Source organism: Streptomyces sp. JNUCC 64, from assembly GCF_054484115.1.
In genome coordinates, this window is the sequence record NZ_CM137015.1 from 1,660,669 (window position 1) to 1,685,396 (window position 24,728).

18 protein-coding genes are annotated in these 24,728 nt (G+C 76.2%); 6 read left to right on the forward strand and 12 right to left on the reverse strand.

What is annotated here, in order from left to right; translation table 11 throughout:
- Positions 1–6: 6 nt before the first annotated feature.
- Positions 7–642, reverse strand: a complete 636-nt coding sequence (locus ACVWNX_RS06540) for a response regulator (RefSeq protein WP_454414653.1) — start codon at positions 640–642, stop codon at positions 7–9.
- Between the two features lie 191 nt (positions 643–833).
- The gene (locus ACVWNX_RS06545; RefSeq protein WP_454412929.1) at positions 834–2,090 is read right to left on the reverse strand and encodes a sensor histidine kinase; all 1,257 of its coding nucleotides are present in this window, start codon (positions 2,088–2,090) and stop codon (positions 834–836) included.
- Between the two features lie 268 nt (positions 2,091–2,358).
- Here ACVWNX_RS06545 and ACVWNX_RS06550 point away from each other — a divergent pair, with 268 nt between their 5' ends.
- Together ACVWNX_RS06550 and ACVWNX_RS06555 are read left to right on the forward strand one after the other, a co-directional pair.
- Entirely contained in the window at positions 2,359–3,306 is a 948-nt protein-coding gene (locus tag ACVWNX_RS06550; RefSeq protein WP_454412930.1) for an ABC transporter ATP-binding protein, read from the forward strand.
- Positions 3,300–5,726: an FtsX-like permease family protein gene (locus ACVWNX_RS06555; protein WP_454412931.1), complete on the forward strand. Its 2,427-nt coding sequence runs from the start codon at positions 3,300–3,302 to the stop codon at positions 5,724–5,726. Before ACVWNX_RS06550 ends, ACVWNX_RS06555 begins: the two co-directional genes overlap by 7 nt.
- On the opposite strand, the gene ACVWNX_RS06560 is transcribed toward ACVWNX_RS06555, so the two are convergent.
- Together ACVWNX_RS06560 and ACVWNX_RS06565 are read right to left on the reverse strand one after the other, a co-directional pair.
- A complete protein-coding gene (locus ACVWNX_RS06560) occupies positions 5,710–6,435 on the reverse strand; it encodes a class F sortase (RefSeq protein WP_454412932.1) in 726 nt (241 codons plus the stop codon). The two genes, ACVWNX_RS06555 and ACVWNX_RS06560, sit on opposite strands and share 17 nt — an antisense overlap.
- 249 nt (positions 6,436–6,684) lie before the next feature.
- Positions 6,685–7,290, reverse strand: a complete 606-nt coding sequence (locus tag ACVWNX_RS06565; protein ID WP_454412933.1) for a hypothetical protein — start codon at positions 7,288–7,290, stop codon at positions 6,685–6,687.
- Positions 7,291–7,790: 500 nt separating this feature from the next.
- Between ACVWNX_RS06565 and ACVWNX_RS06570 the strand changes: the two genes are divergently transcribed.
- Positions 7,791–9,368, forward strand: a complete 1,578-nt coding sequence (locus ACVWNX_RS06570) for a 3' terminal RNA ribose 2'-O-methyltransferase Hen1 (RefSeq protein ID WP_454412934.1) — start codon at positions 7,791–7,793, stop codon at positions 9,366–9,368.
- Positions 9,365–11,992 (forward strand): polynucleotide kinase-phosphatase, encoded by a 2,628-nt coding sequence (locus ACVWNX_RS06575; protein ID WP_454412935.1) that lies wholly within the window; start codon positions 9,365–9,367, stop codon positions 11,990–11,992. The genes ACVWNX_RS06570 and ACVWNX_RS06575 overlap by 4 nt, the downstream gene beginning before the upstream one ends.
- A gap of 434 nt (positions 11,993–12,426) precedes the next feature.
- On the opposite strand, the gene ACVWNX_RS06580 is transcribed toward ACVWNX_RS06575, so the two are convergent.
- Entirely contained in the window at positions 12,427–13,197 is a 771-nt protein-coding gene (locus ACVWNX_RS06580) for a phosphotransferase enzyme family protein (protein WP_454412936.1), read from the reverse strand.
- A gap of 501 nt (positions 13,198–13,698) precedes the next feature.
- On the opposite strand from ACVWNX_RS06580, the gene ACVWNX_RS06585 reads away from it, so the two are divergent.
- A complete protein-coding gene (locus ACVWNX_RS06585) occupies positions 13,699–14,622 on the forward strand; it encodes an LLM class F420-dependent oxidoreductase (protein ID WP_454412937.1) in 924 nt (307 codons plus the stop codon).
- A gap of 475 nt (positions 14,623–15,097) precedes the next feature.
- Here the strand turns inward: ACVWNX_RS06585 and ACVWNX_RS06590 are convergent, their stop codons facing one another.
- The 6 genes from ACVWNX_RS06590 to ACVWNX_RS06615 form a co-directional block, all read right to left on the reverse strand.
- Positions 15,098–15,565, reverse strand: a complete 468-nt coding sequence (locus ACVWNX_RS06590) for a DUF6099 family protein (protein ID WP_454414654.1) — start codon at positions 15,563–15,565, stop codon at positions 15,098–15,100.
- 614 nt (positions 15,566–16,179) lie between these two features.
- Positions 16,180–16,494 (reverse strand): nucleotide pyrophosphohydrolase, encoded by a 315-nt coding sequence (locus ACVWNX_RS06595; RefSeq protein WP_454414655.1) that lies wholly within the window; start codon positions 16,492–16,494, stop codon positions 16,180–16,182.
- A gap of 74 nt (positions 16,495–16,568) precedes the next feature.
- Positions 16,569–17,765 (reverse strand): AAA family ATPase, encoded by a 1,197-nt coding sequence (locus ACVWNX_RS06600; protein WP_454412938.1) that lies wholly within the window; start codon positions 17,763–17,765, stop codon positions 16,569–16,571.
- Positions 17,766–18,186: 421 nt separating this feature from the next.
- A complete protein-coding gene (locus ACVWNX_RS06605; protein WP_454412939.1) occupies positions 18,187–18,570 on the reverse strand; it encodes a cell division protein SepF in 384 nt (127 codons plus the stop codon).
- A gap of 134 nt (positions 18,571–18,704) precedes the next feature.
- Entirely contained in the window at positions 18,705–19,112 is a 408-nt protein-coding gene (locus ACVWNX_RS06610) for a pyrophosphohydrolase domain-containing protein (RefSeq protein ID WP_454414656.1), read from the reverse strand.
- Between the two features lie 444 nt (positions 19,113–19,556).
- Positions 19,557–20,906 carry a M64 family metallopeptidase gene (locus tag ACVWNX_RS06615; protein WP_454412940.1) on the reverse strand — a complete coding sequence of 450 codons (1,350 nt, stop codon included), beginning with the start codon at positions 20,904–20,906 and terminating at the stop codon, positions 19,557–19,559.
- A gap of 682 nt (positions 20,907–21,588) precedes the next feature.
- Here ACVWNX_RS06615 and ACVWNX_RS06620 point away from each other — a divergent pair.
- The gene (locus tag ACVWNX_RS06620) at positions 21,589–23,022 is read left to right on the forward strand and encodes a helix-turn-helix domain-containing protein (protein WP_454414657.1); all 1,434 of its coding nucleotides are present in this window, start codon (positions 21,589–21,591) and stop codon (positions 23,020–23,022) included.
- A gap of 231 nt (positions 23,023–23,253) precedes the next feature.
- Here the strand turns inward: ACVWNX_RS06620 and ACVWNX_RS06625 are convergent, their stop codons facing one another.
- Complete coding sequence (locus ACVWNX_RS06625; protein WP_454412941.1) at positions 23,254–24,648, reverse strand: cytochrome P450 family protein; 1,395 nt, start codon at positions 24,646–24,648, stop codon at positions 23,254–23,256.
- Between the last annotated feature and the right edge of the window lie 80 nt (positions 24,649–24,728).

Sequence of the window (24,728 nt, forward strand, 5' to 3'; positions counted from 1 at the left end):
GCGCGCTCAGGCGCGGAGGTAGGCGAGGACGGCGAGGACCCGGCGGTGGGTGTCGTCGGCGGGCGGCAGGTCCAGCTTGGCCAGGATGCCGCCGACGTGCTTCACCACCGCCGCCTCGGTGACCACCAGTTCCCGGGCGATGGCCCCGTTGGAGCGGCCCTCCGCCACCAGGGCCAGCACCTCCCGTTCGCGCGGGGTCAGCCGCTCCAGCGGGTCCCGGCGGCGGCGCAGCAACTGACGGACCACCTCCGGGTCCACGACCGTGCCGCCGTCCGCGACCGCGCGCACCGCGTCCGCGAACTGGTCCACCCGGCCGATCCGGTCCTTGAGGAGGTAGCCGACGCCCCGGCCGTCACCGGAGTCCAGCAGGTCCGCCGCGTAGGCGCGCTGCACGTACTGGCTCAGCACCAGGACCGGCAGCCCGGGACGCTCCCGGCGCAGCGCCACCGCCGCGCGCAGCCCCTCGTCCTCGAAGGCGGGCGGCATCCGGACGTCGGTGACGACGATGTCGGGGGCGGTGGCGGCGACGGCGGCGGTGAGCGCGGCGGCGTCCCCGACGGCGGCCACCGTCTCGTGGCCGAACCGGGCCAGCAGTCCCACCAGTCCCTCGCGCAGCAGGACGCCGTCCTCGGCGAGGACCACGCGCAGCGGACGGGGAGCCCCGGGCGTTCCGGGGGCCCCGGGCGTTCCGGTCGGCGCGGTCGTCCCGGGGGCCTCGGTCGGTGTGGTCGGTGCGGCCGTCCCGGGGGCCTCGGCCGGGCCGGGCGGTGCGGTCGGCCGCGCGGGCGGTCCGGTCGTCGGCGTGGTCGGCCGGGCCGGTGGGATCCGTTCCGTCACCGGTGCCGTCCGGCCGGTCGGTTCCGCTCGGTCGGTCGGCACGGGATCTCCACACGCAGCAGGGTCGGTCCGCCCGGCGGGCTGGACAGGGAGAGTGTGCCATCCAGTGCGGACACCCGGTCGCCGAGACCGGTGAGCCCGCTCCCGGCCGCCGGGTCGGCGCCGCCGCGCCCGTCGTCGGCGACCTCCAGGACGAGCCGTCCGTCCCGGTGCCGGGCGGTGACCCCGGCGCGGTGGGCGCCGCTGTGCCGGGCGACGTTGGCGAGCGCCTCCCGGACGACGAAGTACGCGGCGGCCTCGACCGCGTCCGGCAGCCGCCCCGGCACCCGGACGTCGACGTGGACGGGGACCGGCGAGCGGTCGGCGGCGTCCTGCACGGCGGCGTCCAGCCCGAGGTCGGTGAGGACCTTCGGGTGGATGCCGTGGATCAGCTCGCGCAGTTCGGCGAGGACCCGTTCCGCCTCGCCGTGGGCGCGGGCCAGGGTGTCGGCCAGCGGGCCGGGCGGGGCGTCCAGCCGGGCCAGGCCCAGGGTCATCGTCAGGGCGACCAGCCGCTGCTGGGCGCCGTCGTGCAGATCCCGTTCGATCCGGCGGCGTTCGGCGTCGAAGGCGTCCACCAGCCGGACCCGGGAGCGGCTCAGCTCCCGTACGGCGCGGTCCGTCGCGCTGTCCCGGGGGCGGAGCAGCGCCCGCGCCACGGCGGCGCGGAGCCCGGCGAGCGCCCTGAGCGCGAAGAGCCCGGCGGGGACGAGGACCGCCCCGAGCACGGCGCAGCCGAGCGCGGGCGGCCAGGACGTGACGAGCCACAGCTTCAGCACCCGGACCTCCCCACCCCCGTCGGCCGCCAGCAGGAGGGGGGTGGCGAGCAGGGCCAGCGGGACGGCCAGCGCGGAGGTCAGCGCCAGTGCCTCCAGCGGCCACAGCGCCAGCGCGGTCAGCGCCGTGTACCCGGACTCCCGCCAGGTGGCCGTCTCCCGGAAGCGGACCCGGGCCCAGGCGCCCGGGCCCGGCGCGGTGATCCGCCGGTGCGGGTCGGGCGGCGGGGCGGACGTCACCAGCCGCAGCCGCCACCGCTCGAAGCGGCCGAAGGGCAGCCCGGCGAGGGCCAGCGCGGCCAGCAGCGGCAGTCCGACGAGCACCGGGGCGAGGACGAGTCCGGCCGTGGCGGTGACGACGAGGGCCACCAGCAGCGGCGGCCCGAGCAGCGCGCCGGTCAGCAGATAGCCGACGGCCCGCCAGGTCCCTACGGACACGGGGACCGAGCCTGGGACGGGGACCGAGCCTGGGAGGGGGGCTTCGGCTTCGGCTTCGGGATGAGGATCGGGGGCCGGGTCCGGGTCGGGGGCCGGATCGGGGTCGGAGGGGCAGCGGTCCGGGGCGGTGCGCATGGGGTCACGGTAGGCGGGGGGCCGGGGCGGGCCCAGGGCGTGGGGTGGAGGCCGGGGGTAGGGCTGGCCCTACCCCCGGTTCTCCGTTCCGCCCCGCTGACCGGGAGGGGGTCCGGACGGTGGGGTGGAGGGCATGGACGACGAAGTGATCAGAGTGAGTTCGCTGACCCGGGTGCACGGGTCCCCCGACGGCGGACGCGGCCGGTTCGGGGCGTTCGCCGGGATCGGTGGGTCCCGTGAGCCCGGTGGGTCCCGTGGGCTCCGCCGGAACGGCCCGGGCGGCGGGGGCGGCAGCGGGGCCGGGCCCTCGGTGACCGCGCTGGACGGGGTCACCCTGGCCTTCCGCCGGGGGACGTTCACCGCCGTGATGGGGCCCTCCGGCTCCGGCAAGTCGACGCTGCTCCGGTGCGCGGCGGGGCTCGACCGGCCGACCTCCGGATCGGTGGTCCTGGACGGGACCGAACTGTCCGGGCTCGGCGAACGGCGGCTGACCCCGCTGCGGCGGGAGCGGATCGGGTTCGTGTTCCAGTCCTTCGACCTGCTGCCGTTCCTGACGGCGGAGCAGAACGTGGCGCTGCCGCTGCGGTTGGCGGGCCGCCGCCCGGCGCGGGGCGAGGTGCGGGCGGCGCTCGCCCGGGTCGGCCTCGCGGACCGGGCCCGGCACCGTCCCGCACAGCTGTCCGGCGGGCAGCGCCAGCGGGTCGCGGTGGCGCGCGCCCTCGTCACCCGGCCCTCGGTGGTGTTCGCGGACGAGCCGACGGGCGCCCTCGACACGGCCGCCGGACACCGGGTGCTGTCGCTGCTGCGGGAGTGGGTGGACGGGGAGGGCCGGACGGTGGTGATGGTGACCCACGACCCGGTGGCCGCCGCGTGGGCGGACCGGGTGGTGTTCCTGGTCGACGGGGCGCTCGCGGGGGAGCTGACCGCGCCGGACGCGGCGGCGGTCGCCCGGCGGATGACCTCCTGGGACCGTCCGCCGGTCCCCGGCGGGAGCCGGGAACCGGCGGGCCGCGCCGGGGTCCGCCCGGAGACGGGACCGGGCACGGCGACGGAGGCCGGAACGGGGGCGGCGGCGTGCTGAGGGTGGTGGTGAACGGGCTGCGGGACCGGTGGACGGCCTTCCTCGGCGGGTTCCTGGCCCTGGCGCTCGCGGTGGGGGTGCTCACCGCCGTGGGGCTGGCGCTGGCCTCGGCGGCCCGGGCCCCCGAACGGCAGCCGGAGCGGTTCGCGGCGGCGCCCGTGGTAGTGGCGGGAGCCGCCGCGCTGCGGGTGGAGACCCCGGGCGGGACGCGGCAGGGTCCGCCGGGCGGCGCCCCGCGCCCCGTACCGGCCGCGCTGGCCCGGGCGTTGGCGGAGCTGGGCCCCGTCGTCGAGGACCGGTCGGTGGCGGTGCGCGCCGGGCGCGCGGGCGCGCTGGTCGCCCGCCCCTGGCCGACGGCGGCGTTCGCGTCCTGCCGGCTGACCGCCGGGCGGGCGCCCCAGCGGGACGGGGAGGTGGTCGTCACGGGCACCCGGGCGCGGCCCGGCGACCGGCTGCGCACCGACCGGGGCGACTGGCGGGTGGTCGGCACCGGCGCGGCCACCGCCGGGTGCGCGCGGAGCGCGTTCCTCACCGCCGGGCACACCGCCCGGCTGGCGCCCCGGGTGGACCACCTCGTCGTGGACGCGCCGCCCGCCGCCGTCCGGGCCGCCGTCGCGGAGCACCCCGCCGGGGCGGCGGCGCGGGTGCTGACGGGCGGCGACCGGCGGGAGGCCGACCCCGGGACCGCCAGGGAACGGGCCGCCGTCACCGCGCTGGTGGCGCTGCTGGGCACGGCGGGCGGGGTCAGCGGCTTCGTCTCGGTGTCCGTGGTCGCCTCGACGTTCGCCTACTCGGTGGCCAGGCGGCGCCGGGAGTTCGGGCTGCTGCGGGCGGCGGGGGCCACCCCCGGGCAGGTGCGCCGGGCGGTGTACGCGGAGGGGCTGTGCGTGGGGGCGGTCGCCTCGGCGGTGGGCTGCGCGCTCGGCGGGACGGCCGCTCCCCCGCTGGCACGGTGGCTGGTAGAGCGTCAGGTGGCGCCCGGCTGGTTCCGGATCGGGCCCGACCGGTGGCCGTACCACGCGGCGTTCTGGACCGGGCTGGTGGTGGCGCTGGCGGGGGTGGCCGCCGCGTCCTGGCGGGCGGGGCGCGCCCGGCCCGCCGAGGCGCTCGGGGAGGCGCCCGCCGACCGGGGCGCGCTGACCGGGGGTCGTGCGCTGTGGGGCGGCGGGCTGCTGCTGACGGCGCTGGGGCTGCTCGGGTACACCCTGGTCGTCGAGCCGGGCGAACTGCTGCACCGCAAGACGTACACCAGCCGTCCGATGCTGCTGATCACCGCCGTGGCGCTGCTGACGCCGGTGCTGGTGGGCACGGCCGCCCGGGTGCTGACCTGGCTCCCGGCCCGGCTGCCCGGGGCGGGCGGACTCCTGGTGCGGGCGGGCGCGACGGGCGCCGCGCGACGGGGCGCGGCGGTGGCGGCCCCCGCGCTGGTGACGGTGGCGCTCACCGGCTCGCTGCTGGGGACGACGGCCACCCTGGACGCCTCCCGGGGCGCCGAGATCGCCCGCGCCACCAGGGCGGACCACGTGGTGACCGGGGTGGACCGGGCCGCCGTCGCCGCGCTGCGGGCGGTGCCCGGAGCGCTCGTCTCGCCGAGCGCGCCGACCGAGACGCACGTCCTGGAGGAGGGCACCGCCCTGGTGCGCTCCGAGGCCCGCGCGGTGGACCCGGCGGTCTTCGCCGCCGTCTCCGCGCCGCCCGTCGCGGCGGGCGACCTCCGGGACCTGGACGACCGGTCGATCGTCGTCGACGAGGAGGGGGAACGGCGCCGGGTCGGGGAGCGGATCACCGTGTGGCGGGCGGACGGCAGCCCGGTCCGGCTGCGGATCGCGGCTGTCCTGCGCACCGGGACGGGTTCGCACGGCGCGTACGTCACCCCGGCGAACGCGCCGGGCGCCGAGGTGGACCGGGTGGAGGTGCGGACCGCGCCCGGGGCCCGGGCGGACCGGGTGGACGCCGGGGTGCGGGCCGCCGCCGGGGACGCCCGCGTCCGGACCGGCCGGGAGTACGCCCGGGACCTCGCGCCCCGTTCCCACGGCACCACCCGCACCGGTTTCCTGCTGGTCCTCGGGATCGCGCTGGTCTACGCGGGGCTGGCACTGGCCAACTCCACGCTGACGGCCGCCGCCGACCGGCTGCCCGAACTGCGGGCGCTGCACCGGGCGGGGGCGGGCCGGGGGCAGGTGCTGCGGTTCGTGGCGCTGGAGGCCGCCGCGCTGGTGGTGACCGGCGCGGTGCTGGGCGCGCTGGTCGCGGGCGTGCAGCTCGGCGGGCTGGCGGCGGCACTGGCGCTGCTGGGCGCCCCCGTCACGGTGGTGGTGCCGTGGGCGGGACTGGCGGCGGTGACCGGGGGCGGTCTGGTGGTGGCGGTGGGGACGGTGCTGGCCGCGACGGTCCGGGCGTCGCTCAGCGCACCGCCGTGAGCCGGGCGAAGACGACCACGTTGGCGTCGTAGCCCGCCTCGCCGACGTAGGTGCCGCCGCAGGTGATGAGGCGCAGCTCCGGACGCCCGGTGTCGCCGTAGACCCGCTCGGCGGGGAACGCGTCCCGGGGCAGGACCTCCACCCCGTCGACGGTGAACACCGCCGTGCGGCCGTCGGAACGGGTCACCTCCACGGTGTTCCCCGGGACGACCGAGCCCAGCGGGTAGAACACGGCGGGGCCGTCGCGGGTGTCCACGTGACCGGTGAGCACGGCGGTGCCCCGCTCACCGGGGGCGGGGCCCTCCGCGAACCATCCGGCGGTGTCCGGGCGGGTCGCCTCGGGGGCGTCGATCTGGCCCCCGGGGCCGTAACCGACGTCCTGGAGCGGGGCGTCCACCCCGACCGCCGGGATCCGGACGCGTTCCGGACGGGCGACCGCCAGCGGCTCGGGCGCCCCGCCCGGGGAGGCGGCCGGGGCGGGGCGGACCGCCGCCGCGGGGGCGGGCTGCGGCGGTCCCGTCACCGGGTCGCCCTGCACCATCCGCACCCCGATCAGGACCGCCAGCGCCACCGAGGACCAGCCCGCCCGGTGGCGTCTGCTCCGGGCCGCGCGGCCCTCCAGACGGTGCGGGTCGAACGCGGCGAGCAGCGCCGCGCCCCGGGCGGCGCCTCCCGCGCGGTGTCCGGGGTACCGGTACCGGTCGTCCATCCGTGTCTCCCTCTCTCCCGATCTCTCCCGATCTCTCCCGCCCGTTCCCGTCCTCGCGGACCGTTCCGGATCGTTCCGGCGCGTTCCGGGGCGGTCGTCCGTTCCGGTCCGTCCGGCCGTTGCCGTCCGGCCACCCGTTTCCCGTCCCGAACGGTCGCGGCGGGGCGGTCGTTCGCGGGGGCGGTTCCGGCCGGTGGGGCGCGTGGGGGTGCGCGGTCCACCGGCCGGGGACGTCCCGGGGCGGTGGGCTCAGACGGTCCGGCGCCGGGCCCGGACCAGGTATCCGCCCGCGACCGCCGCCCCGACGACCAGGGCCCCGCCCGCGGCGGTGGCGAGGGTGTCGTCGCGGTCGCCGCCGAACCCGGCGTGGGAGCCGCCCGCGGGCACCACTTCCAGCACCCCGGCCAGGTGCGCGCCGTTCTCGCAGGTGCCGTGGACGGTGTAGCGGCCGGGCCGGGTGTGCCACGGCACCTCCAGACGGCCGCTCAGCTCCCGGCCGAACTGCTGGGCGCCCCTCAGGTCCTGGCCGCCGTCCCTGACGTCCTGTCCGGTCCGGAGGTCCTGCCCGGTCCGGGTGTCCTGGGCGTCCCGGCCGTCGCGGGTGAGCCGGACGTGGCGCACCCCGAGGGACTCGGCGTTGACCGTGGCGGTGTCGCTGTTCCCGCAGGAGAACGTCCGGACGGTGGTGGTGTGCCCGGCCCGCACCGGGTCCGGCGAGAACGACAGGGTCCGGTCGCCGGGCCGGGGGTCGGGGGCACCCCCGGCCGGAGCGCCCGCCGCGAGGGCGAGGGGCGCGGCGAGGGCGACCGCCGCCGCGGCCACCCCGGCCGAGGCGAGCGTGCGTCGAGCGTTCATATGATCCTCCGTCAGGCAACGGCCGCGTGCGGGGCCTTGCCCGCGCGCTGACGAGAGCCGGTGCCGTCGCCCCCTCATGTGACGGTCCGTCGGATCGGAGCGCATCTCCACCGTGGTCCGGGCGCCACCGGGACGGTCCCGCCACGGCCGGGTGCCGTCCGGCAACACCGCAGGTCACCGAGGGTTCCCCGGGGCACTCGGGTGATCTTCCGGTAGTGCGTCCGCACGGGTATCCCGTACCCCGGCCGGGCTTCCGGACCGCCGCCGGAACTGCCCGGGACCGCCGCCGGGCCTCCGCTGGAGCACGGCCGGGCGCCACCGCTCCAGCCCCGCTCCAGCCCCGCTCCGGCTCCGGTCCGGCCCCGGTCCGACTGCGCTTCGGCTCCGGTCCGGCGCGGGGCCGCCACCCGTCCGGGCTCCGGCCCCTACGGCGCGCCCGAGGCCCCGGCCCCGGGAAATCCCCTCGCCACGACCCCCGGCCGGTCGGAATACTCGGACGGGTGTTCCTCACCATCACCACGACCGGCACCCCCGAGCGTCCCGCCACCGACCTCGGGTTCCTGCTGCACAAGCACCCGGACCGGAGCCAGGCGTTCTCCACCGCGCACGGGCCCGCGCACGTCTTCTACCCGGAGGCCACCGTGGAGCGCTGCACCGCCGCGCTGCTGCTGGAGGTCGACCCCGTCGCCCTGGTCCGCAAGGCGCGCGGCGCGGACCGGAACACCCCCGACACCGCCCTCGCCCAGTACGTGAACGACCGGCCCTACGCCGCGTCCTCGCTCCTCGCCGTCGCGCTCAGCCGGGTGTTCACCAGCGCGCTCAAGGGCCACTGCCCGGCCCTGCCGGAACGGGCCGCCGCCCCGCTGCCACTGCGGATCGAGGTCCCCGCGCTGCCCGCGAACGGCGGGCCCGAGCTGGTGCGCAGGATGTTCGAGCCGCTCGGCTGGACCGTCACGGCCACCCCGGTCCCGCTGGACGGACGGTTCCCCGAGTGGGGCGACTCGCGCTACGTCCGACTGGTCCTGGAGGGCCGGGCCCGCACTCTCTCCGAGGCGCTGCGGCACCTGTACGTGCTGCTGCCGGTGCTGGACTCCGGCAAGCACTACTGGATCGGCCAGGACGAAGTCGACAAACTGCTGCGCGCCGGGGGCGGCTGGCTCGCCGCCCACCCGGAACACGTGACCATCACCCACCGGTTCCTCAGCCAGCGGCGGGAGCTCGCCCGCTCCGCGCTGGAACGCCTCGCCCTGGAACGGCTCGCGCAGAGCGACGACACCGACGTCGACGAACTGGACAACGCGGTCGACCCGGTCGACGAGGGCACCGAGGGGGCCGAGGGGGCCGACACCGGGGAACGGGCCGTGCCGCTGGCCGTGGAGCGCCGCGCCGCGATCGTCGCCGCGCTCACCGCGAGCGGCGCCGCCCGGGTCCTCGACCTCGGCTGCGGACAAGGCCAGCTCCTCGGCGAACTGCTGAAGGACAGCCGGTTCACCCAGGTCGTCGGCATGGACGTGTCCCCCCGTGCGCTCGCCTTCGCCGCCAAACGGCTGCGGCTGGGCCGCACCGGCGAACGGCGCTCCAGCCGGATCACCCTGTTCCAGGGCTCCCTCGCCTACACCGACCGGCGCCTGGAGGGCTACGACGCGGCGGTGCTGTGCGAGGTCGTCGAACACGTCGACCCGGCCCGGCTGCCCACCGTCGAGCACACCGTGTTCGGCGCCGCCCGGCCCGCCACCGTCGTCGTCACCACCCCCAACGCGGAGTACAACGTCCGCTGGGAGACCCTGCCCGCCGGACGGCTCCGCCACCGGGACCACCGGTTCGAATGGCGTCGCGACGAGTTCCGCGCCTGGGCCGACCGGGTCGCCGCGCGGTACGGGTACACCGTCGCGTTCCGGCCCGTCGGGCCCGACGACCCCGAGGTGGGCCCGCCGACCCAGCTCGCCCTGTTCCACCGGGCCGCGACCGTCACCGGCGCCCCACCGGACGGCGGCCGACCGGGCGGGACCCCGCCCGTTGACGCCCCGCCCACCGGCGCCCCCGCCGACCGGACCCCGAAGGAGGACACCGCGGCATGAACAGCACCAGCGAGCCCGTCGAGCCCACCCGGCCGGTCGAGCCGACCGACGGGACCGGGCGCACCGCCCCGGCCGGGCCCGACGACGCCCCCGCCCCGGCCCCGCGCGTCCTCGGCGTCACCGACCTGTCCCTGATCGTCCTCATCGGCGCCACCGGCTCCGGCAAGTCGACGTTCGCCCGCACCCACTTCCGGCCCACGGAAGTCCTCTCCAGCGACGTCTGCCGGGGGCTCGTCTCCGACGACGAGAACGACCAGTCGGCCTCCGGCGACGCCTTCGACGTCCTGCGGTACATCGCGGGCAAACGCCTCGCCGCGGGCCGCCGCACCGTCATCGACGCCACCAACACCCACGCCGACGCACGGGGCCAGTTCGTCCGGCTGGCCCGCGAACACGACGTGCTGCCCATCGCCATCGTCCTCGACGTGCCCGAGGCCGAATGCGCCCGCCGCAACGCCGCCCGCCCCGACCGCGCCGGGATGCACCCCCGGGTCATCGCCCGCCACCAGCGGGAACTGCGCCGCTCGCTGCGCGGACTGGAACGCGAGGGCTTCCGCAAGGTGCACGTCCTGCGCGGCACCGAGGCCGTCGACTCCGCCCGGATCGTCATCGAGAAGCGCTACAACGACCTCGGCCACCTCACCGGCCCCTTCGACCTCATCGGTGACGTCCACGGCTGCTCCCGCGAACTGGAGACCCTGCTCACCCGCCTCGGCTACGCCGACGGCGTCCACCCCGACGGCCGCACCGCCGTCTTCGTCGGCGACCTCGTCGACCGGGGCCCCGACAGCCCCGGAGTGCTCCGCCGGGTCATGGGCATGGTCGCCACCGGGAACGCCCTGTGCGTTCCCGGCAACCACGAGAACAAACTCGGCCGCTGGCTGAAGGGCCGCACCGTGCGGCTCACCCACGGCCTCGCCGAGACCGCCGCCCAACTGGGCGCCGAGAGCGAGGAGTTCCGCGCCGAGGTCGCCGCCTTCGTCGACGGCCTGGTCAGCCACTACGTCCTCGACGGCGGCAAGCTCGTCGTCTCCCACGCCGGGCTGCCCGAGAAGTACCACGGCCGCACCTCCGGCCGGGTCCGCACCCACGCCCTCTACGGCGACACCACCGGCGAGACCGACGAGTTCGGGCTGCCCGTGCGCTACCCGTGGGCCGAGGACTACCGGGGCGCCGCCGCCGTCGTCTACGGGCACACCCCCACCCCCGAGGCCCGCTGGCTCAACAACACGCTGTGCCTGGACACCGGTTGCGTCTTCGGCGGCAAGCTGACCGCGCTGCGCTACCCCGAACGCGAGATCGTGGACGTCCCCGCCGAACGCGTCTGGTACGAGCCGGTGCGCCCCCTGACCACCGACGCCCCCGGCGGACGGGAAGGGCGCCCCCTGGCCCTGACCGACGTCCGGGGCCGCCGCGGCGTGGAGACCCGCCACGGCGGCCGGATCACGGTACGGGAGGAGAACGCCGCCGCGGCCCTGGAGGTCGTCAGCCGCTTCGCCGTCGACCCCCGGCTGATGCCCTACCTCCCGCCCACCATGGCCCCCACCGCCACCTCCGCGCTGGACGGACACCTCGAACACCCCGCGGAGGCGTTCGCCCAGTACGCCGGGGACGGCGTCACCCGGGTCCTGTGCGAGGAGAAGCACATGGGCTCCCGGGCCGTCGCCCTGGTCTGCCGGGACGCCGACGCCGCACGGGAACGCTTCGGCGTCGACGGCCCCACCGGCTCCCTCTACACCCGCACCGGCCGCCCGTTCTTCGACGACCCCGCCACCACCGAGGAGGTCCTCGGCCGGGTCCGCGCCGCCGCCACCTCGGCGGGCCTGTGGGACTCCCTGGACACCGACTGGCTCCTCCTCGACGCCGAACTGATGCCCTGGTCGCTGAAGGCCCGGGGACTGCTGCGCACCCAGTACGCGGCGGTGGGCGCCGCCGCGGGCGCCGTACTGCCCGGGGCCGTCGCCGCGCTGGAGGCCGCCGCCAAACGGGGCGCCCCCGTCGGGGACCTCCTGGACCGCCAGCGCGGCCGCGCCGAGGACACCACCGCGTTCACCGAGGCGTACCGCCGCTACTGCTGGACCACGGACGGACTCGACGGGGTACGGCTCGCGCCGTTCCAGTTCCTCGCCGTACGGGGCCGCTCCCTGGCCGGACTGCCCCACGACGAACAGCTCGCCCTCGTCGACCGGCTCGTCGAGCACGATCCGACCGGACTGCTCGCCCCCACCCGGCGGCTCCTCGTCGACCCGGGCGACGAGGCGTCCGTCCGGGCGGGCACCGACTGGTGGCGGGAACTGACCGACGCCGGGGGCGAGGGCATGGTCGTCAAACCGCTGGGCGCCCTGGTCCTGGACAAGCGGAACCGGCTGGTGCAGCCCGGCGTCAAGTGCCGGGGCCGCGAGTACCTGCGGATCGTCTACGGCCCCGAGTACACCCGGCCCGACAACCTCGCCCGGCTCCGCTCCCGGCACCTCGGCCACAAACGGTCCCTGGCACAGCGGGAGTACGCCCTCGGTCTGGAGGCGCTCGACCGGCTCGCTGCGGGGGAGCCGCTGTGGCGGGTCCACGAGGCGGTGTTCGCGGTCCTGGCGCTGGAGTCGGAGCCGGTGGACCCACGGCTCTGAGGCCGGGGGGCCGGTGAGGGCCCCGGGGAGGCGTCCCGGGGCCTAGCCGCACGGGCCGGACGTTCCGGCCCGGGGAGGAACCGCACGGACCGCCCCGCCCGGGTCGGGGAACCGCACGGGCCGCCCCGCCTGGGTCGGGGAACCACACGGGCTGCCCGCTCGGACCGGGGAGCCGCACGGGCCGCCGCCCAGGTCGGGGAGTTGCGCGGGTGGGCCCGGACCGGGAGCCGCACAGGTCGCCCCTCGGTCCGGGAGGGAGCCGTACGGACCTCTCCCGGTCCGGCAGGGGAGCCGCACGTACCGTCCCCTCCGGGAGGGGAGCGGCACGGACCGCACGTCCGATCCGGCAAGCGCGTCACGCGGACCGCCCGTCCGGTCCGGAGGAGGGCACGCGGGAGGAGGGACGGGAGCGGCGGCGGCGCGGCGAAACGGGGTCAGCCGCCGGCCGCGACCGTCAGTACCGTGCGCCGCTGCTCCTCCCGGTACCGCAACAGGTCCTCCCGCAGCCCGCCGAGCTTGTTCTCCCGGTCGTCGCCGGACGGACGCAGCGCCGGACACAGCCCGACCAGGCTCAGCGCGGCGTTCGCCGCCGTGAACAGCGGCAGCAGGGCCAGGTCCGCGTCCGGCAGCGCCCGACGGTCCCGGTACCCGGCGGTGAAGGCGTCCAGCAGCGCGGCCCGGCCCGGCGACCCCGGCACCCCGGCGACCGTGAGGTCCCGCACGGCGGACGCGACGTCGGCCGCGTACCACGAACGGGACGTCTCGTCGAAGTCGAAGGCCGTCGGGGCGTCCCCCCGCCACACCAGGTTGTCCAGCTCGAAGTCCCCGTGCACGACCCCGTACCGGCCCGCGTCCCGGGGCAGCTCCCCGAGCCGGGTCCGCAGCCGTTCCACCGCGGCCACCAGATCCGGATCGTCCGCGAACAGCGTGCGGGCCCCGGCCAGCCCGGCGTACCCGTCGGGCAGGTCACCGCCCAGCCCGGCGGCCCGGTCGTGGACCTCCGCGAGGAGCCGCCCCCAGGCCCGCGCCCGTTCCTCCGTCAGCTCCTCCGCCCCGGTCTCCTCCCCGGCGGCGGCCCGTACGCACATCGCCCGGACCGTGCCCGACGGCGTCACCACCGTCGGCGCCAGCTCACCCGAGACCGCCGCCACGGGACGGGCCAGCGGAACCCCCCGGTCCCCCAGCGCCACCATCAGCTCCGCCACGGCACCGAACCGGGCGAACGCGGGATACGTGTCGGGGACGAACCTCAGGAACGCCCGGGCCCCGTCCCCCGGCGACCCCGGTGACTTCGGTGACCCCGGTGACCCCAGCGGCTCTGGCAACTCCGGCACCACGAACACGTGCGAGGCGCTGGACCGCCACCACGGGCCTCCCCCGGCGCGCACCCCCAGCGGGCCGCCACCGCGTCGGCCACCGGGCTGCGCCACTCGTCGTCCACCGTGTGGGCCATGTCGTTGATCTCCGTCAGAGGCATCATGCGTGCCATCAGTTCATCGCGCCGCCGGGCCGCGCAAACGCATTTCCGGGGGCGGTGGGGGCCGGGGCAGGTGGGCCAGAGAGGCGACGGGGCCCGGGGTCGGTGGCCCAGAGGGGCGACGGGCCCCGGGGTCGGCGGCGCACAGGGGCGGTGGGCCCTGGGTCGGCGGGGCCTGGGGCCGGTGGGTCCTCCCGGCGGCCTCCGGGGCGGCGGGCATGATGGGCCCATGGATCTCCGCATCTTCACCGAACCCCAGCAGGGCGCCACCTACGAGACGCTGCTCCGTGTCGCCCGCGCCGCCGAGGACCTGGACTACGGGGCGTTCTTCCGGTCCGACCACTACCTCCACATGGGCTCGGTGGACGGCCTGCCCGGCCCCACGGACGCCTGGATCACCCTGGCGGGCCTGGCCCGCGAGACCAGCCGGATCAGACTCGGCACCCTGATGACCGCGGGCACCTTCCGGCTGCCCGGCGTCCTCGCCATCCAGGTCGCCCAGGTCGACCAGATGTCCGGCGGGCGCGTCGAACTCGGTCTGGGCTCCGGCTGGTACGAGGACGAGCACACCGCGTACGGCATCCCCTTCCCCAAGGAGAAGTTCGGGCGGCTGGAGGAACAGCTCGCCATCGTCACCGGACTGTGGAAGACGCCCGTCGGCGAACGGTTCTCCTTCGACGGAACCCACTACCAGCTCAAGGACTCCCCCGCGCTGCCGAAGCCCGCGCAGTCGCCGCTCCCCGTCCTCATCGGGGGCCACGGCGCCAAGCGGACGCCCGCCCTCGCCGCCCGGTACGCCGACGAGTTCAACATCCCCTTCGCATCGGTCGAGGACACCGACCGCCAGTTCGGCCGGGTACGCGCCGCGGCCGAGGAACGGGGGCGCCGCCCCTCCGACCTCGTCTACTCCAACGCGCTCGTCGTCTGCGTCGGCCGTACGGACGAGGAAGTCGCCCGCCGGGCCGCCGCCATCGGCCGTGAGGTGGACGAACTCAAGGAGAACGGTCTCGCCGGCTCCCCCGCCGAGGTGGTCGAGAAGCTGGGCCGGTACGCCGCGGTCGGCTCCCAGCGGGTGTACCTCCAGATCCTGGACCTCGACGACCTCGACCACCTGGAGCTGATCGCCTCCTCGGTGATGCCGCAGGTGGCATGAGTCCTCCCCTCCTCTTTGTCCCCTGGCTCCCCGCGTCCACTTCTCCTCGGGGCGGAACCGGGGGGCGGGTGGGTCGGGCCGGGGCATGGTCGGGTCGGGTCGGGTCGGGTCGCAGGCATGGTCGGGGCCGGAGTCGGTGTCCGGTCCTCACCCTCGTGACGGCTGTCGCGCTCGGTCTGGCTGAGGGTGGGACGGGCGGCGCCCGAGGGCGGTGACACTGGGCCGTAGCGGGTGGGGGCCCTCCCCCCCCTCCCCTCCCCCTCCCTCCCCTCCTCCCCCTCGCCTCCGCTCGTGGCAGAGCGGGTCGGCTCTCGCGTCCCCGTGTGGCGTCGTCAGTCACCGGTCCCGTGACGGGGGACGCCCCCGGCCTCCGCGCGGGACGGCACACGGGTTCCGCCGGGACCGGAACGGTTCGTGGCGCTCCGACGCGGCCGTCCGGGTCGTGCCGCCTTCTCACCTCCAGGGCCGGTCACGTTCATGGTTCGCCGTCGGGTAGCGGCCGGGTGAGCGCCGGGAGACGGCGGAGCATGTCCAGCACCCGGTCGCGGCACTCGTCAGCGGCGTCGATCGCCTCCATGCACTGCCAGTACGCCCCTTGGTCCTCCGCGGTGCTGGCGATGCCGACGAGCGCGATGCCGACTTCGCCAAGCAGACTGCCGAGCCGGAGGAGGGCCGTGTGCGGGTCCGCGATACCCGTGAGCCGGGCCGCGCGTATGCCTTCGGTGCCCAGCGACGGGTGGGCGAGCGCTCCGCAGCCCCGGCCGCCGACCTCGCTCAGCCGTAGGGCCTCGCCGCGTAGTTCGGGTGGGCCCGTGACGGCCAAACGGCTGCCTATCACTTGGGCCAGGGCCTGGGCCTGCCAGGATTCCGCCATGATGCCCGCCGGGTCGTCGCTGCCCGCGAGCGCTTGCCTGTTGATGCCGATGAGCCGCAGCGCGTCCATGCCGTTGCCCCCGTCTTCCTGGACGCTGGGAGGAGCGTCCGATCGCACTCACTTTGTTCATTACCCAGAGTGAGCGGTGTCGAGACGGAAAGCCAGCGGATGTCTGAAATCTGTGGAGAAGAAGGCGGCTGGGGAAAACTGGATCACTCCGGAGAGTGACTGTCTCGGGAAGATGGCCCGATGGGGGAACCTAGTCGGAGAAACTCTCGTTCCGGTGGGGCCCGGTCAGGTGCGGCGCACCGGCTCCAGCGCCTCACGGGAATCCAGGGGGCCACTCGGTCAACAGTGGGGTTTGGCCAGATCCTTCGCCGGGTCCGGACGGTTCCGGTCCGGGCCCCGGGTCCCGGTGTCCAGGACCCGGGGCCGCCCGGGCAAGCAGGGCGGCCCGCCGCCCCCGCCGCCCCGATCGGCCTGGCAGGGGGCGAGGGCAGCACGCACGCGACGGCGACCGGACGGACCCGGCCCAAGTCCGGTCCCGAACCGAACAGAACAGAACAGAACCGGGGCCGGGCCGGAGCCCGCACCCGCACCGAGCCAGCGCGGAACGGAACGAGACGCGACGGAACGGGAACCCGAACCGACGGCGGGAGGGTCCGGACCGCACCGGACCGACCCTAGGCGCCCGGCGCCGGGAACCTGCTCTCGTTGCGGTCGATCTTGGCGGACAGGGCGGCCAGTGGATCGATGTCGAGCACCGCGCAGAACTGGAGCAGATAGGCGAGCACGTCCGCGACCTCGTCCCGGACGTGGTGGGCCCGTTCGGGGTCGTCCATGATCCGGGCGGACTCCTCCGGGGTCAGCCACTGGAAGATCTCGACCAGCTCGGACGCCTCGACGCTGAGGGCCGAGGCGAGGTTCTTCGGGGTGTGGAACGGCTCCCAGTCACGGGCGCGGGCGAACGCGACCAGTCTGTGGCGCAGTTCGGCCAGCGTGGGGTCCGCCGTGCCGGAGGGCGCGGGACGGGCCGGTTCGGGGGTGCCGGGCGGAGCCGGATGGGGTGGGGTCACCGGTCAAGGTCTACCACCGCGAGCGGGGCTCCGGTCGCGTCCTCCCCCACCGGTGGCGTCCGGCGCACGGAGCCCGCCAGGCGTACGTGTCCACGGGCGCACATGGCTGCCGCGAGGTGGACGAGTTCACGGGTCTGGTGGGCGTCGAGGGAGCGGTCGAGGTCGTCGGCGAGGACGGTGAGGCACTGGTAGGCGGACGGGATCTCGGTGACGGGGTCCACGTCCAGGACGCCGGGTCCGGTGAGGAGGACGAGCGCCAGGGCGAGGTAGCGCAGTTCGCCGTCGCCGAGCCGGGAGAGCGGGGTGCGGCGGCCGTCGCCCCGGTCGAGTACCGCGCGGACCGTGCCGTCGGGCAGGTCCTCGGTGCGCAGATCGGTGACGGGCCCGGCGCATCCGGCGCGGGCGGCGGCGACCAGCCGGGCGTGCCGTTGGCCGCATTCGACGCGGGTGCGGCGCAGGACGGCGGCGAGGTTGCCGCAGTCGGGCAGCAGCCGTCCGGCGTCGGGGGCCGTCCCGGTGGCCGACGGGGTGTCCCGTGCGGCGGGCGCGCGCATCCGTTCGGGGCGGGGGTCGCAGTCGAAGACGGAGCGGAGGGCGATAACGATCTGTTCGGCGGCGGCCAGGACCCGTCGTTGGCCGGGGGTCCGGCCGGCGACCCGGAGCGGGAGCAGTGCGGTGCCGAGGCGGTCGCCGGGGAGGGGGGCACGGGTGACGGGGGTGGCTCCGGCCGTGTGCCAGGCGGCCTGGACGGTGGGCCGGGCGGGGTCGCGGAGGGCGCTGACGAAGAGGTCGGTGCCGTCGATCGCGGTGAGCCGTTCGCCGACGACGCGGAGTTCGGGGTGGGTCTGGACGGCGAGGTCGAGGCGGAGGGGGCCGGTCGGGCCGTCGACGGTGCAGCCGATCCGGAAGCCCCGGCGGCCCTCGGCGTCGGGGGCGGCGCGCTCGGGCGCCCAGGCGGTGGGGTCGGGGAAGGCGTCTTCCAGTACGGCGCCGCCCGCGAGCCGGGCCAGGGCCCGGTAGGCGTCCAGGAGGGTGGTGCGGCCGCTGCCGCTGGGGCCGGTCAGGAGGGTGAACGAGCCGATCGGGAGGGTGGTGCCGAGGTGGTGGGAGCGGGCGGTGAGCCGCAGTTCGGTGAGGGCGGGCCGGAGGGCGCCGGTGCCGGGCACGGTGGAACCGGAGGTGAGTACTGTCATACGTCAGGACCGTAGGCACGGTGGTGACCGCCGAACCGTTCCCTCCGATCACCCTTCCTACGAATGGGGGAACGGATCGCCGGGGCGCACCCGGTCGTCACCCGCCCCGCACCGCGCGCCTCCGGGCCGCGCCCGTGCCGTCGGATCGTTCCCGCGCCCCCGGAGCCGCTCTCCGCGCGCCCGCGTCGTCCCGCCGTCCGCCCGTCCCGCTCCACCCCGTCACAGCGGTCCGGACCGGACCACAGCGGTCCGGGTCACAACGGTCCGGGCCGCCGGGTTCCAGCGGGCCCGGAGGGCGGGCCGGTCGGACGGACGGACCGGCGGAACACGTACCCGGCCGGGCCGAACGGGCCGTTCCACCCGGCCGGACCGGAGGGGAACGGGTCAGACGGAACGGAACCGAACGGGCCGGGCGGAACGGTCAGGGAAAGGCGGCGCCCGCGACGAGTCCCTGGATCTCGGTGCCGGGCGGCGCGAGGAGGAACACGTTGCGGTCGACGCGGTGCATGCCGCTGCCGAGGCCGAAGACGACGCCGCTGCTGAAGTCCAGCACGCGTTTGGCGGTGTCCGTCTCGGCGCCGGTGAGGTCGAGCAGGACCGGGATGCCGGACATCAGGGTCTCCGCGACCTCACGGGCGTCCGAGAAGACGTTGACGCGGAGCACCACGAACCGGCGGCGGGGCTCCACGTCCCGTTCCGGTTCGGTCCGGTGGCCGGTCCACGAGGGCCACTCGTCGCGTCCCCGGAGCGGTACCACCTGGGCCAGTCCTTCCCACTGTTCGTCGGTGACGTCGTGGCTGTTCAACGGCCCACCCCGTCCTGGCTCTCGCTCTTCTTCCCCACCTGACCATTCTTACGCCAACTCACCCGATCAGCCCAACAACGACACGGAACGTCGTCGCTCAGGAGCGGAAAAACCGGGACGGAACCGGCGCGGGGTCAGTTGTCGGTGGGGGTGCCGTCCGGGGCCGTCGGGGGGCGCCAGCCCTGGGCGCGCAGCACGGCGGCCACGTCGGGGGGCTGGTAGTGGTCGCCCTTGAGGACCTTGCCGTCGGCGCGGACGCGGGGGACGCCGTCGGGGCCGAGCTTGCTCATGTTGGCGTGGTGGATCTCGGCGATCACCCGGTCGAGGTCGATTCCGTGGACGAGGGCGGTGCCGTAGGCGACGTAGACGACGTCGGCCAGTTCGTGGGCCAGCCGGTCGAGGGGGCCGTCCACGGCGACCTCCGCGACTTCGGCGACCTCCTCGTCGAGGAGGTCCTGGCGGTGGGCGGCGAGCCGGGGCGGGACCTCTTCGGGCACGGGGCGGGCGTCGAGCCCGAACGCCCGGTGGAACTCGCGGACCAAGCGGGCCGGTGATCCGGTGCCGGAGGGCGGGCCGGCGACGGCGGGCGGTCCGTCGGCGGGCCTGGCCCTCGGTTCCTCGGCGGGGACGGGGTCGACGGGGTGGGGTGGTGGTGTGCGCACGGCGCCGAATCTACCGCCCGGCGCCGGAGGCCCCGGGCGGGAAGGACCCGCGGCCCCGCCGGGAAGGGCCCGGTGCCCCCGCCTCGCGAGACCCCGCCCCCGGGAAAGGGCCCGGCCCCTTCGCCAGGGGGCCGGGCGGGCGCGGTGGGGCCGGTGGCTTCCGGGCCGGAGACCGCCGCTGGGCCAGCATCGTGGACCGGAGCCGTGGACCGGAGCGGCGAGCCGCTGCCGTGGACCAGCGACCCGGACCGGACCGGTGGGCCGACACCACGGACCGGCGCCACCGCCCCGGAGCCGTGGACCAGCGCCGTGGAGCACGGCCGCTCAGCGGCGGCCGACGGTCCAGGTGAGGGAGCTGGTGGCGGCCTCGCGCACCTGGGGGTCGCGGATCGCGGTGGTCGCGTCGACGGCCCGGGCGGTGACGGTGCGGCCCTGTCCGTGGCCGCGGACGCCGAGCTGGCGCGGGGTGACGACGCGTTCGCCACGGGCGTGGCGGACCTCGACGCCGTCGAGGTACCAGCGGAGCTGGACCCGGGCGATGCCCGCGCGGTCGAAGGAGGCGAGCCGGGCGCGGATGGGGTGCTGGGCGCGGACCGGGCGGTCCGTGGGGGTGGTGCTGGTGAGCGCCTTGGCGTACCGGTAGAAGCCGTTGATCATGCCTTCGCGTCCGACGAGGTTGAAGGCGTCGGTGTCGAGCTTGCGCATGAGGGAGTTGGCGGTGGGACGGTAGAGGCCCAGGGGGTGGTAGCCGCTGCCCTCGTAGGTGCCGACGGTGCCGCCAGCCGGGTCCTGCTCGCCCATCCAGCGCCACCACTTGACCCGGTTGGCGACCTGGTGGGCGGCGTCGTGGGTGGAGGAGTTGCGGTCGGCGGGTTCGGCGCCCTGGTAGCGGCCGTAGCTGTCGTAGGTGTACTCGTCGGCGAGGTGGCCGATGGAGTGGCCGAGTTCATGGGCGCCGATCAGGGTGGCGCGGTCGTTGTCGGACGACATGGTGGCGATGCCGTCGTAGCCGACCGCGTTCTGCACTCCGCTGTAGCCCGCGCCGCCGTAGGTGGTGGTGTTGGCGAGGACGAAGACGATGTCGGCGGCGGGGGCCTGGGCGGCGTGGGCGCTGACCTTGTCGATGTCGACGCAGAGCAGCCGTTCGATGTCGCCGCACCAGAAGTACGAGGACAGCGCGGTGTCGCGGACGATGTCCTTGGTGGGGTCGCCGGAGACGCCGGAGTCCCGGGAGACGGCGTCGACGACCCAGATGTTGAAGAGGTCGCGGTAGCTCTTGTAGGGCTCGATCTGGAAGACGGCCTCGATCTTGGCCTGGGCGTCGGCGCGGAAGTCGCCCTGCTGGTCGGCGGTGTAGCCGTCGCCCATGACGACGAGGTCGAGCCGGGCGTCGGTGGGGCCGGTGTCCTGGATGGTGCCGACCGAGGCGCGGGCGGGCGCGGCCCGCGGGGCGCGCAGTCCCTTCGGCGCGAGGCGCTCGGGGGCGGTGGCGGGGACCTCGGTGTAGCGGCCTTCGGCGCCGGGCGAGGGGAAGTACTCGACGGTGACCCCGGGGTCGGCCGGGCCGCCGGAGCCGGTCGGGCCGGGGGAGGCGAGCGCGGGCGCGGCGGCGACGGCGGTGACGCAGAGCAGCGCGGACGCGCCGAGGGCGGCGGCACGGGTGCGTATTCGCACGGAGGGCTCCTGGTGGAGGGGAGGTTCGGGGAGGGGACGCACCTGGCCGGGTGGGGGGCGCGGACCGGAGCCGTCCCGGGTGGGGGGCGTTCCGGTCCGCTCCGGCCCTGGTGGGGCCGGGCGCGGTGCCGGGTCGGGCGGAGCGGCCCCGGGAGGGGTTCGGGGACCGCGAGACAGCGAGTTAAGTGATCTGTTAACTCCACTTGACTCGCGGATTAACTTAGAATCGCCCGGCGTTCGGCGCAAGATCCCGGGAACGGTGAAAACGGTGGAACCGGTGGGACGCCGGACCGTGGTGTGCGGACCGGACGACCAGCGCGGCGGAGATGAGTGCACGGTGACGGAGCGACAGGGCGACGGAACGGCGGACCGGGACGGAGCGACGGACCCGGGGCGGAGCCGTGACCAGGACCGGGACCAAGGCCGGGACCACGACCAAGGCCGGGACCAGGCGCAGGGCCACGGCGACAGCCAGAGTCAGGGACCGGGGCTGGAACCGGGACAGAACGGAAACGGGGGCGAGGACGGGAACGGGAACGGGAACGGGGATGAGGACGGGAACCGGACGCGTCGGGCACCGGCCCCGGACACCGGCCCCGGTGGACCCGGGAGCGGCCCCGGCGGACCCAGCGGCTCCGGGACCCCCGGGCCCGGACCCGGTGACGTCCCGGACGACAGCCCCCTGGCCGTCGGCCGCCGGGTGCACCGGCTGCGCACCGCCCGAGGGCTGACCCAGCGTCAGCTCGCCGAACCCGCGTACACCGCCGCGTACGTGTCCACGGTGGAGTCCGGACGGGCCAGGCCGTCCGAGCGGGCGCTGCGGCACCTCGCCGAGCGCCTCGGCACCGGTTACGAGGAGCTGGCGACCGGACGGCCCGCCCATCTCGCCACGGACCTGCGGCTGCGGCTGACCGAGGCGCGGCGCGTCCTGGCCACCGAGGAGCCCGCCGACGCGGCCGTCCGGTACGCCGCGCTCGCCGCCGAGGCGGAGCGGCACGGGCTGGACGCGGAACGGGCCACGGCTCTGGTCGGTCTCGGACAGTGCGCCCTGGAGACGGGGGAACTGGACTGGGCGCGGGAGCGCTTCGAGGAGGCGGAGCGGCTGCTGGCGGCCCGGGGGGAGCCGTTGCCCGGGCGGGTGCCCGCGATCCGGGGGCGGGTCATCGCCCATCTGCTGGCCGGGGAACTGCGTTACGCCTGCTACCTGGTGGAGAGCACCCTCGACGAGCTGAACGCGTCCGGACTGCACGACCCGGACGCGCTGGTGCTGCTGTACACGGCGGCCATCGGCCCGTACATGGACCTCGGCGCGCACGCCAGGGCGGCGCGGGCGGCGGAGCTGGCGCTGGCGCTGGCGCCCCGGGTCTCGGATCCCGCGCTGGTGGCCCGGATGCACCGGGGGGTGGCCAGGACGCTGATCGCGGAGGGCCGCTCGGCGGAGGCGGACGCCGCCCTGGCGAAGGCGGCGGCCTACTACCAACAGCTCCAGATCCACGGCGAGCTGGCCCTGTGCCACTGGATGCGGGGGTACGTCCACGCCCAGCGCGCCACGGACGTCACGGACGCCACGGGTGTCATGGACGCCATGGACGGGGAGCGGCCCGGGGCCGGGGACGCCGGGGCCGAGGACGCCGGAGAGGACGGAGAGGACGGGCACCTCGCTCTGGCGGAGCGGGAGTTGCGGACCGCCCGGGAGATGCTGACGGCCCGGCGTGCGGAGCTGTACACCCATCAGGTGGGGGTGGAACTGGCGGGCGTGCTGCACCGGCGCGGCAAGGACGCCGAGGCGGAGGCGCTGCTGCGGGAGCTGCTGGGCGGGCTGAGCCCGGGCCGGGGTTCGGTGCACGCGGGCGGTGCGCACCGGCTGCTGGGGCTGATGGCGGAGCGGCGGGGGGACGCAGAGGCGGCCGAGGAGCACTACGTGCGGGCGCTCGCGCTGCTGGAGCACGCGGGGGCGGCGGGCGATCTGGCGGACCTGTGCCGGTTGCTGGGCGATCTGCTGCGGCGGTCGGGGCGGACGGAGGCGGCCCTGGACGCGTACCGCACGGGGCTGGGCCACCGGGCGGCGCCCGGGACGACGACCCTGGGCCCGGCGCCCGCGAGCCCTCCGTGGTGAGCCCCGCCGATCCCGTCCGGTGAGCCCCGACGGAGGTGGCGCCCCCGTGGCGCCCCCGGCGGCGCCGCCTCGGCGAGGACCCCGGAACGGGCGTGACGCGGGCGGTGCCGTGTCACGCCCGCCCGCGTCGCGTCACCCCCGGGTCACCGGTCACCGGATCACCGGGCCGCCGGATCACCGGCCGGGGCGACCGGTCGCCCCGGGGTCGTCAGGTCCGTCGCGGAAGGTCCGTCACGGGCGGAAGACGTCGAGGAAGGAACTCCACCAGCCCCGCTGCTTGCGCGGGGCGGCTTCCCGCTGCCGCTGGTCGTACGGGGCGCTGACCTGCTCCGAGGCCGGGGCAGGAGCCGGAGCCGGGGCCGGGACGCCCCGGGCCGGACGGCGGACGGCGACCGGGGTGAACAGGACGGGCATGGACGCCATGGCGCGGTGGAAGGGGCCCTGTCGCCACTCCAGCTTGTCCGCGGGCACGGCCAGGGTGAGGTCGGGCAGGGTGTTGAGGATCCGCTCGATGGCCGTGAGGGAGATGACACGTGCCGGGGACTTGGCCGGGCAGGCGTGCGGTCCCGCCCCGAAGGCCAGGTGGGCTCCCCGGCTGAGGGTCAGCCGCGCGTCCGTCAGCGACGGGTCGGTGTTGGCCGCGGCGAAACTGATGACCACCGGGTCGTTGGCGGTGAGCGTGACGTCGCCGAGGAGGACGTCCTGCACCGGGAAGTGGGTGGCGTAGTTGGCGATGGGCGAGTCGTTCCAGAGCACGTGGTCGAGGGCGTCCTCGACCAGCGGTCCCGCGCCCCGGCCGCCGAACTGGTGGGTCTCGGGGGACAGGATGAGGAACAGGGCGGTGTTGATGAGGTTCTTGGTCGGTTCGACGCCGCCGCCGACCAGGGTGATGATCTGGTCCTTCAGCTCCTCGTCGGTCAGCCCGGCCGGGTGGTGGACCAGCCAGGAGGTGAGGTCCTCGGCGGGGGAACGCCGCTTGAGGGCCACCAGTTCCAGCACGCAGGCCGTCATGTCCTCGTTGGCCCGGACGACGTCCTCGCCGTCGAAGAGCGCGGCGAAGCTGCGGGTCAGCCGGTCGCCCAGGTCGCCCGGGCAGCCGAAGAGCTGGTTGAACAGCAGCAGCGGCAGCAACTTGGCGTAGTCGTTCAGCAGATCGGCCGTGCCCCGCTCGGCGAACTGGCCGATGAGGTAGTCGGCGATGTGCTCGACGTCCCGGGCCAGCCGGTTGATGTTGATCTTGGCGAGGCTGTCGGTGACGACCTTGCGCAGCCGCAGGTGCTCGGCACCGTCCGAGAAGAGGCAGTTGGGGCGGTAGTACATCATCGGCAGCACGGGGCTGTCGAGGGGGACCCGGCCCTCGTTGAGGGCCCGCCACCGCCGGGAGTCCCGGACGAAGAGCGCCGGGTTCTGCAGGACCCGCAGGGCCGCCTCGTGCTCGGTGACGAGGGTGGCCTCCACCCCGGGGGCCAGCTCGACGGGTGCCACCGGGCCCTGACGGCGCATCTCGTCGTAGAAGCGGTCGGGGTCGGCCGCGAACTCCGCCCCGTACAGGGGGGTCGGCGGCCGCTGGTGCATCGGGCACCCGGGGGGCGGGGAAGGCGGGGCGGACCCCGGCTGTGCGTCCATGCGTCAGTCCTCATGGTGGTCCCGGGGCCGTGCGGGCCCGGGAGGGTGGGTGTAAGGAGGTGTGGGGGGTCGGCTCGCCC